Origin of the sequence: Algoriphagus boritolerans DSM 17298 = JCM 18970 (genome assembly GCF_900108085.1) — a bacterium.
Taxonomy (GTDB): Bacteria; Bacteroidota; Bacteroidia; order Cytophagales; family Cyclobacteriaceae; genus Algoriphagus; species Algoriphagus boritolerans.
In genome coordinates, this window is sequence record NZ_FNVR01000018.1 from 26,864 (window position 1) to 39,317 (window position 12,454).

12 protein-coding genes are annotated in these 12,454 nt (G+C 43.0%); 6 read left to right on the forward strand and 6 right to left on the reverse strand.

The window, feature by feature from the left end:
* The first annotated feature begins 100 nt into the window (after positions 1-100).
* The 3 genes from C4S61_RS14585 to C4S61_RS14595 all read left to right on the forward strand — a co-directional run bounded on the left by C4S61_RS14585 (position 101) and on the right by C4S61_RS14595 (position 3,831).
* Positions 101-1,471, forward strand: a complete 1,371-nt coding sequence (locus C4S61_RS14585; RefSeq protein WP_103925547.1) for an alkaline phosphatase family protein — start codon at positions 101-103, stop codon at positions 1,469-1,471.
* Between the two features lie 73 nt (positions 1,472-1,544).
* On the forward strand, positions 1,545-2,684 hold the full coding sequence (locus C4S61_RS14590) for a DUF4221 family protein (RefSeq protein WP_103925548.1): 1,140 nt from the start codon (positions 1,545-1,547) through the stop codon (positions 2,682-2,684).
* A gap of 4 nt (positions 2,685-2,688) precedes the next feature.
* Entirely contained in the window at positions 2,689-3,831 is a 1,143-nt protein-coding gene (locus tag C4S61_RS14595) for a DUF4221 family protein (RefSeq protein WP_160111257.1), read from the forward strand.
* Here C4S61_RS14595 and C4S61_RS14600 read toward each other — a convergent pair whose 3' ends face one another.
* The 5 genes from C4S61_RS14600 to C4S61_RS14620 all read right to left on the reverse strand — a co-directional run bounded on the left by C4S61_RS14600 (position 3,832) and on the right by C4S61_RS14620 (position 7,751).
* Entirely contained in the window at positions 3,832-4,413 is a 582-nt protein-coding gene (locus C4S61_RS14600) for an HD domain-containing protein (protein ID WP_103925550.1), read from the reverse strand. It abuts the gene before it with no gap.
* On the reverse strand, positions 4,413-5,306 hold the full coding sequence (locus C4S61_RS14605) for a YitT family protein (RefSeq protein WP_103925551.1): 894 nt from the start codon (positions 5,304-5,306) through the stop codon (positions 4,413-4,415). Before C4S61_RS14605 ends, C4S61_RS14600 begins: the two co-directional genes overlap by 1 nt.
* Positions 5,307-5,458: 152 nt before the next feature.
* Positions 5,459-6,061, reverse strand: coding sequence for a trimeric intracellular cation channel family protein (locus C4S61_RS14610; protein WP_103925552.1), 603 nt, complete (start codon positions 6,059-6,061; stop codon positions 5,459-5,461).
* A 180-nt stretch (positions 6,062-6,241) separates the two neighbouring features.
* On the reverse strand, positions 6,242-6,862 hold the full coding sequence (locus C4S61_RS14615; RefSeq protein ID WP_103925553.1) for a class I SAM-dependent methyltransferase: 621 nt from the start codon (positions 6,860-6,862) through the stop codon (positions 6,242-6,244).
* The gene (locus tag C4S61_RS14620) at positions 6,849-7,751 is read right to left on the reverse strand and encodes a patatin-like phospholipase family protein (RefSeq protein WP_103925554.1); all 903 of its coding nucleotides are present in this window, start codon (positions 7,749-7,751) and stop codon (positions 6,849-6,851) included. Before C4S61_RS14620 ends, C4S61_RS14615 begins: the two co-directional genes overlap by 14 nt.
* A 59-nt stretch (positions 7,752-7,810) precedes the next feature.
* On the opposite strand from C4S61_RS14620, the gene C4S61_RS14625 reads away from it, so the two are divergent.
* Genes C4S61_RS14625 through C4S61_RS14635 form a run of 3 tightly spaced genes read left to right on the forward strand, consistent with a single transcriptional unit; the run spans position 7,811 to position 10,532 of the window.
* Entirely contained in the window at positions 7,811-8,233 is a 423-nt protein-coding gene (locus C4S61_RS14625; RefSeq protein WP_103925555.1) for a VOC family protein, read from the forward strand.
* 8 nt (positions 8,234-8,241) lie between these two features.
* Positions 8,242-9,300: an aminotransferase class I/II-fold pyridoxal phosphate-dependent enzyme gene (locus C4S61_RS14630; protein WP_103925556.1), complete on the forward strand. Its 1,059-nt coding sequence runs from the start codon at positions 8,242-8,244 to the stop codon at positions 9,298-9,300.
* Entirely contained in the window at positions 9,297-10,532 is a 1,236-nt protein-coding gene (locus C4S61_RS14635; RefSeq protein ID WP_103925557.1) for a serine hydrolase, read from the forward strand. The genes C4S61_RS14630 and C4S61_RS14635 overlap by 4 nt, the downstream gene beginning before the upstream one ends.
* A gap of 312 nt (positions 10,533-10,844) precedes the next feature.
* On the opposite strand, the gene C4S61_RS14640 is transcribed toward C4S61_RS14635, so the two are convergent.
* Positions 10,845-12,284 (reverse strand): DASH family cryptochrome, encoded by a 1,440-nt coding sequence (locus C4S61_RS14640; RefSeq protein ID WP_103925558.1) that lies wholly within the window; start codon positions 12,282-12,284, stop codon positions 10,845-10,847.
* Positions 12,285-12,454 lie beyond the last annotated feature (170 nt).

Below are 12,454 nucleotides of genomic sequence, written 5' to 3' on the forward strand. Positions count from 1 at the left end.
TAAAATCTACAGCCTTAAAAGCGGGATTAAGCGCTTTACTAGCAGTTCTTAATTTTCGTAACTCCCTTAATGGTTCAAATCCCCTCAGGGTATTAAGAAAATGAATAAAACAGTAGTCTTAGATATTGTTGCCCTTTCTCCGCGAGTGATCGGAGTCCATACGCCTTTTTTAAAAAATTGGATTGAAGCGAAGCAAAAGGCGGTTGTCGAACCTGTACTTCCCGCCGTAACTTGCGCCGCTCAGTCGGTGTATCTAACCGGTAAATGGCCTTCGGAAAACGGAATCGTGGGAAATGGCTGGTATTTCCAAGACGAGTGCGAAATCAAGTTTTGGCGCCAATCCAACAAGCTAGTTCAGGCAGAGAAAGTATGGGAAGTGCTCAAAAAGGAAAATCCGGATTTCACCGTTGCCAACTTATTTTGGTGGTATAACATGTACTCCAGCGTGGACTTTGCGGTGACGCCGAGACCACTTTACCTTCAGGACGGGCGAAAAATGCCCGATTGCCACTCCCAACCCATGGAACTCCGGGATCGCTTGCAAAAGGAACTCGGTCAGTTTCCGCTTTTTTCGTTTTGGGGACCCAAAACCAGCCTTGCTTCCAGCAAGTGGATCGCCGAAGCAGCCAAAAAAGTCGATCAATGGCATAACCCAATGCTCAATCTGATCTACATCCCGCATCTGGATTACGGACTTCAGAAGTACGGGATTGATTTTGAAAAAATCGGTAAGGATCTTCAGGAAGTCGATGCGCTTGCAGAAGACCTGATTACCTATTTCGAAAAGCAGGGAACAGCAGTCTTGCTGCTGTCAGAATATGGAATTACGTCGGTAAGTAAGCCAGTTCACCTGAATCGGATTTTTAGAGAAAAGGGCTGGATTCAGGTGAAAGATGAATTGGGAAAAGAGACGCTGGATGCTGGAACTTCGGCAGTTTTTGCGGTAGCAGATCATCAAGTGGCGCATGTCCATGTGAATGACACCTCCAAACTTGCGGAAGTGAAAAACCTGCTGGAAAAGACACCGGGAGTGGAAAAAGTCCTGGACGATGCAGGAAAAAAAGCCTACCACATCGACCACGAGCGCTCGGGAGACTTGGTAGTGATCGCAGATGCAGATTCTTGGTTTACCTACTATTTCTGGTTGGACGATGCCAAAGCACCCGAATATGCGCGATGTGTGGACATTCATCGCAAGCCCGGCTACGATCCTGTAGAATTAATCCTGGATCCCAAGATTAAAATTCCGCTTTTGACGGTTGGCTCAAAAGTGCTGAAGAAAAAGCTGGGTTTCCGCTACCTGATGGATGTGATTCCTTTGGATGCGACTTTGATCAAAGGTGCCCATGGCAGAATCCCTGAATCCGATTTGGACAAGCCGCTTTTTGTGTCGGATTCGGCGATCAATTCAGCCGAAAAAATCCAACCAACCGAAGTCTTTGACCTGATTTTGAGGGCAGTCCGGGGTTAAATTTTCAAAAATACTTTCGCGGATTCTTTGATTTTAGTTTTACAAAGCTAGTTTAGTAGTAAAATTATTTACTATGACTAGACTCGCCCTTTTTGCTGTTGCTTTAATTGCTTTTTCTTGTGGGTCAAATGTTTCCAAAGATTCCGCTTCTTCAAATGTCTTAGAGGATATCAACTTCACAATTGATACTGTTGTAGTCAATCCCGGTGAAGAAATTATCAATTTGGCTTCGGGGCTTCGGCTTTCGGATCTTTCACCCGATAAGCGTACACTTTACCTTTTGGATGACAAAGACAAAAGCTTGTCTGTGATCGATTTGGAAGAATTGAAGCTTTTGCGAAAGCTACCTTTCGAGAGAGAAGGTCCAAATGGAATAGGCCAATACCTTTATGCTGTTCAACTACTTCCTGATGAGCAGTTTCTTTTCTCCGGTTTTCAGAATACCGGAATTTATTCCTTCCAAGGTGAAAAACTGGAAACCATCAAGATTTCCGCTGCTGATGTGGAAGGAATGAATGAAGCCGATGAGAACAGTATTTGGAATGGTCTAAAAATCTCCAGCGACAAAAAGTATCTTTTTTCGCTTCCCGGAAATTTCTTTGAAGGTACCCGAGACTTGGTAAGGGTTGATTTTGCAAGCAAAAAAGGGAAAGTCATTGATATCCCAGCTATGGACATCGCTTCTGAATTTCGGATTGTGCTTCGTTCGGATGAGATGATGTCTGTTTATGTTGAGGAGATCTCCCTTCAGGAGTTGAATGGAAAATTGATCATCCAAAATACCGCCGGAAGTGATGCTTACCTTTATGATTATATCGCCGATTCGCTTAGGTTTTTAACATTCGACCACAAACTTGTCCTGAAAAAAAAGGAAGGAACGGTCCGAAATGAAGTGACTTCACAAAAAGAATTCGAGGATGAAATGGGCAAGTTGAGGTCTCAAATCAGCTTCGAGAAGTTCATTTGGGATGATGTCAGCAAACGATATTTCCGATTCGCGAAGATTTTCCAACCAAAATTAGACGACAAAGCTCCTCAAAAGGCCGATGTTTTTCTTTTTGCCTACGACCAAGATTTCAATCTGATCGGTGAGACCCAGCTCAAGGACTTGGAAAAAGTCCCTGCTTATCCCTTCTTCAAAGACGACAAGCTCTGGTCCTATGTCAATGTGGAGGACGAGCTGGGTTTTGCCGTCATCGACTTTAAATTTTAGAATTATGAGAAAACTTGTAACAGTACTATTCCTCCCTTTGATTTTTTCCTGCGGAGGGAATTCTTCTGATAAAGCCGAATCGGGCAATATTTTGGAGAATCTGACTTTTACTGTCGATACGGTGGTCATGGATCCCGGAGATCAAGTGGTCAATCTCCAATTTGTACCGTCACTTTTTGGACTTTCTTCAGACCAACAGCGGTACTATTTCATGCACCGGAATTCGGGGGAATTGACAGTTTTTGATTTGGAAGGAAAGAAATTGATAAAGAAGATTCAGTTTGAAAAGGAGGGGCCTAATTCCATTCCGGGGTTTGTCTCAAACTTTCAGTTATTTGATGATAACCACTTTTTGCTTACCGGATTTAGAATAATCAGCACCTATGATTCAGCAGGTAAAAAGCTGACAGATATTCCTTTTGATAAAGAAAAATTTCCGGATTTGACAGATGTGGAAGGATATAGCTTGCAAACAGGGCTCAAGGCAAATGAGCGGCAGGAACTGTTTTTTTCGCTCCCCTCTGATTCCAAAATTAAGCGCGTTAGTTTGGCAATTTGGGATAATTCGAGTTCCCAAAGCCGTTTGGTTCCCTTACCTGAATTTGGATTTTTAACCAAGTTTACACTTGAATTTCGTGAAGGAGACAACTATAGTGGTGCCGGTTTTGCCAGTTTAAATCTGAAGTTGGAGGAAAATCGATTGTTGGCATTTTCCTCTGGAACGACCAGTATTTACACCTATGATCTGAGTTCGGATTCTCTGGTTTTCAAGACTTACACACCAAGTTTGGTACCAGCCCAGGCGGAAGTTCCGGCTATCAGTGAGTTTACAAGCAGACAAGCCTTTGATGAGGCGATTAGTCTGGCTCGCAGTCAGATTTTCTTTGGGGACCCGCTTTGGGACGAAAACAGAGGAATTTACCTTCGGTTTGCCTCGATTACCAAACCAAACGCCAATCCTGAGCTTCCAGCCAAAAGTGAAGTGTTTTTGCTTGCGTTTGACAAGGGGCTGAATTTGATCGGGGAATCCACGGTGGAGGAACTTCCTTCCCAGCCCAGTTGGCCCTTCTTCAAAGACGGCAAGCTCTGGTCCTATGTCAATGTGGAGGATGAATTAGGCTTTGCTGTGATGGATTTTAAGTTTTGATTAAACCACCCCCAGCCTTTTCTTCACCGTCAGGAGATTTTCCTGCTTCTTGGGTTCGCGGTGTTTTTGGCAATATTCGGTGTGAAAATGATGCTTTTGCATAAAAACCAGCTGCAATTCATCCCAAGCCTGCTCTGTAAAATCCGGGTTGAAATGCTTCAGTTCCTCATAAAGTGTTTTCCCTATTTTCTCGAAAAGATCCGTTCCCAAGTATTCCAAATCGGCATCTGCCAGGATATTTTCTAGGAGCGTGGTAGGACTTTGCGGGATTTTGGTAGCCATGATCATCCCGTAGATTTTTTGGAGTTCCTCGTGAGTATACCCTTCTTCAAGATAGCCTTTGGCGATTTTGCAGCCTTTTTGTTCATGGTCTTTGGGATTATCGATGAAGCCCGTATCGTGAAAAAGCGCCGCCAACTTCAATAAATGAAGGTCTTGCGCAGAGACCTTGAGTTCTTTGGCTAGAAATATGGCTTTTTCAATCACGTAATCGGTGTGATCCAGATTGTGATAGGTCAAGTGTGATGGCAATTTTGCCAAGATTTCCTGGTAGACCGTATGTTGGATTTCCTCAAATACCATCAGCTGTGTTTTTTACCGACCCTTTTGATGACGCCGCCTTTTACTTCCTTGATGGTTTGTACATAAAAGAATGCTTTAGGGTCAATTTGTTGAATTGCTTCTTTGATTCGATGAACTTCCAGTCTTGTTACCACCGTCATGATAATGTCACAGGGATGTTTGATGTGGAATGTTTCTGGAAGATAACCTCTTTCGCCTTTATAAACAGATATTGCTTTCCCAAATTCTCTGACGATTAACTCTTTCACCTTGTCATCTTCTCTTGAAATAATCGTCAAGGCGGTATATTCCTCAAATCCTTCGACTACGTAATCTGTCATTTTTATGGCGGTGAAGTAAGTCAGGATGGAATACATTGCAGGTTCTATGCCAAAGAAAATCGCAGCAAACAACATGATCAGGGAGTTAAGAAAAATTGTAATCTCACTGGCTGAAAGCGGAGAATTTTTCTGAACAAATTCCGTAATTACTTCAAAACCATCAATCAAGCCACCTCCTCGGATGATCAGTCCGATACCCAATCCCATTAACAGGCCCCCAAATATTGCGCTGAGAACCAAGTCACTGGTGATAGCGGGGAATTTGAGAAATTCCAAAACGATGACCAGCAGAAAAACCGAAAAGCTGGATTGTACGGCAAAGGTTTTTCCGATTTTACGCCATCCTAGCCACAGAAAGGGGATATTGATCACTACCAGCAGCAGCGTAAGATTGATGCCATAGTGTAGATTTATAATAATGGCGATACCGGTCACTCCTCCATCCAGGAATTTATTGGGTAGCATGAAAACCTGCAACGCCGCCGCCGCACAAAATACCCCTGCCACAATATAGACAAGTGAAAATGGATCAAATACGGCTTTCCAATCGAGATTTTGTCTGGATGTGATCATTCCAGAATTGGATTAAAAAAGTCCATGCAGCGTTTACTTGTCATATTTCCCTAAAATTTAAGCAAAATACCAGTTTGTCCAAATATTCTTTAGCGTAATCTTTAAGGAAAGTAGAATTTGAATGCTTTCTGTAAAAATTTGAACTTCTTTGCTCAACCCAACCTGGGCAAGCTGAGCTTATACTTCATGGCAATCATACGAATACTGATGATCAATGACATTGAAATTAACATGTTGTAGTTTCGATCGACAGCAAAATAATGCAGAATTAAGTACAGTATGGCCCCAACGAGACAAGCCGAGGCATAGACTTCCTTTCTAAACAAAATCGGGATTTCGTTGGTGAGTGTGTCCCGGATTACTCCGCCCATCACCGCTGAAAACATCCCCATGATAGCAGCTATTTCTGGCCTTACCCCCAAACTGAGGGCTTTTTCCACACCTAAAACTGTAAAAAATCCAATACCCAACGTATCAAACAGAAAGAAAGTTTTGCGCAGTCGACTCAGAATGTTAGGAAAAATGAATGCAGTAAGGATTCCAATTAATATCGCATAAAGAAAATGGATATCCCCTATCCAGACCAAAGGATGACTATCCAGCAAAATATCCCGAAGCGTACCTCCTCCGATTGCTGTAATAAATCCTGTAAACCCCGCCCCGAAAAGATCGTGTTCCTTTTCCCGGATTGCCAAAGCGCCCGAGATTGCGAATACAAAGGTTCCGGAAAGCTCAAGTGCGTATTGGAGGTCCATGAGTTAGAAGGGGATTGAGGTTGAAAATATAGAATTCAGGTAAATGTTGAAATGGACTGAAGCAAGATACGAGAGGCAAGAACCAAGAAAGTTTTAATCTTCAATTACCAAAGATCAATTCTCAATTTTCAGGGGAATGCACAAATTACTTGAAAATTGATCATTGAATTTGAAAATTGATCATTTCTTCACCTTTTCCATCACAAAAACCCCCATTGCTCGCTGTCCATGGACCAAGACTGACTTCGGATTTTCAAGGTGGCGGAATCCTAGTTGCGCTAACTTATCCACAGCTGTCTGGGTAAGTAAAAATCGTTCTGAACCGTCAGGAAGCAGGTATTTACCATCAGATAATGCTACGCTCTCCTCTAACATCCCTCCAAATCCGGTCGTCATCCGGAACCAGAAAATACCTCCCGGTTTGAGCACTCGCTTGATTTCATCAATCATTTGCCAGAAGTTATCCACACTCACTGCAAAGTGCAAAACTGCGGAGCAGATCACTGCATCAAAGGCCTCCGAATGAAAGGGAATCTCCTCCAATCTTCCCGTCTGAAATCGATGCGAATCAAATTCAGGGTTCAGGCTTTTGGAGAGATATTGGCAGTATTGGACAGCCAATTCATTGGGATCAATTCCAAAGATTTGATAGCCCTGATTGATAAAATAAACCGCGTTTCTGCCTTCTCCGCAGCCGGCATCCAGGATTTTCATTTCCTTGGAAAATCTTCCCTTGAGAATTTGATCTAACAGGTAGATATCCACATTACCCAAAAGCTGGTTGAGCTCAGTTACTTCCATTTTCCAGTTGGTCTAAGGCTTCTTTTGCTTTTTGTCGCCCAATTTCGACCATTTCTGCAGCGCGATGAAACTCTAAGGTACCGGCTTGTTTCCTCGAAACCCTGACCATCACATCTACGGGATATTTTTCAATCAATAATTGGCAAAACCGATCTTGGAGCAAGTCAAAGGATCGAGTAAGGAGATTTAGCGAACTGAGGGATGTGGACTTTTCTTCTTTAATTCCTTCGGGGAAAAATTGCCGCATCTTAATTCTGTAATCTTGAAGCCAACCTGGGATGGTCAAAAAACGGTTGCCTTTTTCATCTTTTTTTGGGGGCTCGATATAATGTATTTCCGGTCCATTGACTTCCACTACCACCAACAGTCGATTTTCATGGTTGGTAATCAGAGAAATAGGTACCGGATTTACCACTCCACCATCAATAAATTCATGGCGGTGATGTCGGGCAGGCTGAAAAACAGAAGGAATGCTGCCTGAAGCACGAATGGCCGCATACAGACTCCCTTCCCGGAAAACCACTTCCTGCCCAGTTCGATAATCCACCGCATTGCAGGAAAATGGGATTGGTAAATCTTCGATCTGACAGTCTTTGACCACTTTTTTCAGGGCATTATACACTTTTTCGCCTTTGATAAAGCCCCGGCTGGAAAAGGTAAAGTCCATCAGAGAAAAAACATCCAAGCGATCCAAATTGCAGATCCAATCCTTGAATTCAGGCATCTTGCCGGCGGCATACATTCCGCCGACCAATGCGCCCGCCGAACAACCGGCGATCTCAGCGATTTCATAGCCTCTGTTTTCCAGCTCCTCGATCACACCCACATGCGCTAATCCCCTCGCTCCGCCACTGCTCAAAACCAATGAAACTGTTTTCTTTTTTGACATATCTTTAGGGAATAAAAATTACGTACTTCGTACAAAAATCACCTTTCAAAGTTAGCAATATGAGCGAATTTAAACCCTTTCACCTCGCTTTCCCTATCCGTGACATCGACGAAACGAGGGCATTCTATGGAGATCTCCTGGGCTGTGACATCGGGCGCAGTACCGATAAGTGGATCGACTTCAATTTCTTCGGACACCAACTTTCTGCCCACATCAAGCCTGAGGAGCTGGCAAATGCCAAAACCAATGAGGTCGATGGAAAAAATGTACCTGTCCGGCATTTTGGAGCTATTTTGGGCTGGGAAGAATGGCATGCGCTCGCTGACAAACTCAAAGCCCATGGAATGAAGTTTGTCATTGAACCCTATATTCGATTCAAAGGAGAAGTAGGTGAGCAGGCGACGATGTTTTTCTTGGATCCTTGTGGAAATGCGCTGGAGTTTAAGTCATTTCAGGATCCTTCTCAGATTTTTGCCAAATAACTTCTGTTTTGAAAAACCACTACCTAGATACCGGGATCGGTCGGATGATCGAGATTGATGGAAAAGATTATTTCTATTTCAGCGGAACCTCCTATTTAGGCATGGCTCAAGACATAGATTTCTTGGATATTTTGGCCAATAATCTATTCGAATTCGGAGCGAATCACGGGCAAAGTAGGAATAACAATATTCGTCTTCGGGTATTTGAAGAGTTTGAAGAATCATTCGCTTTCGCAGCAAATTCACCGGACGCTGCGGTATTCAGTTCGGGTTATTTGGCAGGAATTGCGGCATCCAAATCGCTAATCGAGGATGCAGATGAAGTCTGGATCACGCCGGATGCGCATGCTGCCATCATTCCTGAGGGCTATAAAGCTTCTACTCAATTAGATTTTGTACAATGGAAAAAAGCGTGCTTGGAACAATCTGATCAGCTTTCACCAAGGAAAATTCTCATCATAGGAAATGCCTTGGATCCCATGCGTTGTGAAATCCATGATTACCGCTGGGTGAGAACAATTGCCAGGAAGCATCAGGTTTGCCAGCTAATTGATGACAGTCACGCTTTTGGTACATTAGGACCAAGCATTTATGGCACCTATGACCAATGGGCCAACCCTCGGATTGACTTGGTGGTTTCAGGGTCGTTGGGTAAAGGATTGGGCTTGCCCGCTGGAATTATTTTGGGTTCTTCGAAGCAAATCCAAAAAATTAAACAAACCCCTCTATTTGGAGGAGCATCTCCGGGTTCTCCGGCTCATTTGCGGACTTTTTTGGATATGGAAGATCGGTATTTGGAGAAAAAAGCCTGGCTGGAAGATGCCTGTGGGATCTTTGCACAGGAGACAGCCAGTATTCCGCAAATTAAGGGAAGTAAATTGTTCCCGGCATTTAGGTACACAGAGGATTCTTGGGTGAAGGAATTTGAGAAGGCCGGAATTATCACCTCTTCATTTTCCTATCCGACCGCCCAAAGTCCAAGTGTAAACCGTATCGTGATTTCAGGTTTCCACGAGTTGGAAGATTTGATGTACCTCAATGGAATAATCCAAAATCTTGCCCAATGACCAGATATTTACTTCTGTTTCTTTCGACTGTACTTTTTCTTTTTTCATGTGCTGAAAAGCAAAATGTGCCGTTTCAATCCGGTTTGGAGCATTACCCCGTCTTGAAAAAAGTTTTAGAAGACTCCTCCAAGTACCAAGTTCAGATCCTATACACTCAGATCGACCGAAATGAACATGCAAATCCATTGATGACTGTTTTCAAGTTTAATCTTGATGATGAGCGCTATTTCTATCCTGCTTCTACGGTAAAGCTTCCCGTCGTTTTGTTGGCTTTGGAATGGTTGGAGGAGCAAAATTTGGAGGGATTGGATGCTGAGACGATCATGCTGACAGATTCTGCCCGTCCTTCTCAATTTTCGGCCTTGGTGGATAGCTCCTCTCAATCAGGACATCCGAGCATCGGACATTACATCAAAAAAATCCTGTTAGTTTCGGACAATGACGCTTTCAACCGACTCTATGAATTGCTCGGTCAGGACTATATCAATCGAAAGCTGAGCGAAAAGGGATTGAATCACACGGTCATCAATCACCGGCTTAGCATGCCAATGAGTCCGGAAGAAAATAGACATTTTAATCCAATTCGATTTGTGGATAAGTCCGGAAATGTCATTCTTCAAATTCCTGCCCGAAGTACAGAAACTGTCTTTTCCAATACCAACCAACCAAAAATCGGGAAGGCGTATTATTCAGGAGATTCGCTGATTCCTGAGCCGCTGGACTTCACGTTCAAAAACAAGTTTTCGATTTCTGATTTCGATGGGGTGCTGAAGCGGATTGTTTTTCCACAGGCTTTCTTGGGAGATGAGCGATTTGAAATCAGTGAGGAGCATCGAAATTTTGTCCTAAAATACATGAGTATGCTTCCCAGAGAGAGTGATTTTCCAAGTTATCCACAGGAAGAGTATACTGACAGCTACTCCAAGTTTTTTAAGTTTGGAACAGATAAAAACCCGATTCCGGCCCAATTCCGGATCTTTAACAAGACGGGTTGGGCTTATGGACATCTGATTGATGGAAGCTATTTTGTGGATTTTGAAAATGGGGTGGAATTTTTTGTCACAGCGGTGATCTACACCAATGAAAATGAAATCCTGAACGATGACACTTATGAAACGGAGGAAATCGGTCTTCCTTTTTTCGCCGAGTTGGGAGAGTATTTGTACCAGAGAGAGCTGAAACGAAAAAAGCAGATTCCGGCGGATTTGAGTGGGTTTAGGTTTGAGTATTAGTTTTTCTAGAAATTAATTTATTTTAACCATTAAGTTCATTAAGAAAATTAAGAAGTACAGTCAAGGGTAATTTTTGAAAAAAACTTATTGATTAGGTTTTAATCCCGCTCTCACTGACCTTAATTCTCTTCATGGTAAAAATTTTTCAACCTGCTTCGTTTTTCATAATTGGAGAAAGGGATGATTTTTTTTCAAAAGCGATTTTCCTGTGTTAAAAGCTGTTTAAAAAAGAGGGAATAGTTGATTTAGCTAAGGAGTTGCACAGGCAGATTACAGACATTTAAAAAATGAAAAAATTTCAACTAATCGAATTTAAGCTTTTTCTAAAGTCGGAATCTTTCTCAGGGCATGTGGATAAGTGTGACCTAATTGTATTTTTAGACTTCTCAGTTGGGATGTGGATAAGTCCCAAGGCTGATGAATGTCAAACCCTTTAATCGCCTGTAATTCAGGGATCATCAATCGGATGTAATCTCCGTTTCGGTCGTAATTTTTGGCTTGTCGTAGGACATTGAAATAGCGGTTTTCCCTCGGGTCATTTCCCACACCGCCTACATACATCCAATTCCCCCAGTTGGAGCAGACGTCGTAATCAATCAATTGACTTTCGAAATAGCTCGCACCCCAAGTCCAGTCGATTCCGAGATCATTGACCAGAAAGCTCGCGACAATCTGACGGCCCCGGTTTGACATAAACCCAGTCGCGTTCAGCTCGCGCATATTGGCATCCACAAAAGGAACTCCTGTCATCCCCTCAGTCCAAGCCTCAAATTGAGACTTATCTCTACTCCAGGAGTCCTCTTGGTTTTTGATGCCTCGGATATTGAATATTTTGTCACCGTGCTTTTTTGCAATAAACCTGAAATAATCCCTCCAGATTAACTCGAAGATGAGCCAATAGGTACTGTCATTCTTTTTGCGCTCTTTTTCATAACGCTTGACTTCCTCATAAATCAACCGGGGAGAAATACAGCCCAATGCCAGCCATGGCGAAAATTTGGAGCTGTAATCCATCCCGATCAGCCCATTGCGGGTTTCCTTGTAATCTTTAAGCAGGTCTTTTTCCCAAAAGTAGGACCGAAGTCGCCCGATTCCGGAATGCTCTCCACCTTCAACCTCCATCCACGATTTGACATCCCGGGCGGGTTTCTCCAGTCCATAAGTTTGCAGTGAAGGAAGACTCCCTAACAAGGAAGGGTCCAGATCACTTGGAAAATTGATTTTCGATGGGGTTGACCCGGTTGGACGGATCTTCACCAATTTTTCTACTGCTTTTCTAAAGTGGGTAAACACTTCAGGAGTTTGACTGACAGGAAAAGGAAGATCGTCAATATGATAAAGCGTGCTTTGCCAAAAGCTTTCGGTAGATATTCCTTTGGCAAAAGCGGCACTTTCGAGTGACTTATCCACAGTTTTTTCCTCGGAAGTGACTTCCTGAGAATAGAAGATGGCACCAACTTTTAGTTTCTCAGCAAGTTTGATTACTTCCTCCTCAGGCTTTCCCTGAAGGATGATCAGGTTTCCTCCTAATTTCTGGAAGGACTCCCGGAGATTTCTAATCGATTCGATTAGAAACTTCGTCCGAATTGCACCGGTTTTCGTGAGGCCCAACGCTGTTTTCGCCCACATCCGTAGATCAAAGCAATACACCGGTACAATCTCTTTCCCAGATTGTATAGCTTTGATCAACGTTTCGTTGTCTGCGATCCGAAGATCATTTCGAAACCAAACTATTACCCGATTAGGACTCATGACACTCAAAACAGGCTGTTTACATGAAGTGTTTTGGTTTCTACAGGAATTTTAAAGCAGGAATTTTATGTAATTGAATTGGTTCTTTTCGTCCCTGAATACCTGAAATTGGTTAACGGTTTTTGAAAGAGGAGACAGTAGTAATCTTTGGATGATTTTAAAAAATGGAG

Bases quoted from the DNA above. Each gene is read 5' to 3' on its own strand.
- C4S61_RS14640 (WP_103925558.1), bottom strand. From the start codon at position 12,284: ATGAGTCCTAATCGGGTAATAGTTTGGTTTCGAAATGATCTTCGGATC.
- C4S61_RS14615 (WP_103925553.1), bottom strand. From the start codon at position 6,862: ATGGAAGTAACTGAGCTCAACCAGCTTTTGGGTAATGTGGATATCTAC.
- C4S61_RS14585 (WP_103925547.1), top strand. From the start codon at position 101: ATGAATAAAACAGTAGTCTTAGATATTGTTGCCCTTTCTCCGCGAGTG.
- C4S61_RS14595 (WP_160111257.1), top strand. From the start codon at position 2,689: ATGAGAAAACTTGTAACAGTACTATTCCTCCCTTTGATTTTTTCCTGC.
- C4S61_RS14600 (WP_103925550.1), bottom strand. From the start codon at position 4,413: ATGGTATTTGAGGAAATCCAACATACGGTCTACCAGGAAATCTTGGCA.
- C4S61_RS14605 (WP_103925551.1), bottom strand. From the start codon at position 5,306: ATGATCACATCCAGACAAAATCTCGATTGGAAAGCCGTATTTGATCCA.
- C4S61_RS14610 (WP_103925552.1), bottom strand. From the start codon at position 6,061: ATGGACCTCCAATACGCACTTGAGCTTTCCGGAACCTTTGTATTCGCA.
- C4S61_RS14625 (WP_103925555.1), top strand. From the start codon at position 7,811: ATGAGCGAATTTAAACCCTTTCACCTCGCTTTCCCTATCCGTGACATC.
- C4S61_RS14590 (WP_103925548.1), top strand. From the start codon at position 1,545: ATGACTAGACTCGCCCTTTTTGCTGTTGCTTTAATTGCTTTTTCTTGT.
- C4S61_RS14620 (WP_103925554.1), bottom strand. From the start codon at position 7,751: ATGTCAAAAAAGAAAACAGTTTCATTGGTTTTGAGCAGTGGCGGAGCG.
- C4S61_RS14635 (WP_103925557.1), top strand. From the start codon at position 9,297: ATGACCAGATATTTACTTCTGTTTCTTTCGACTGTACTTTTTCTTTTT.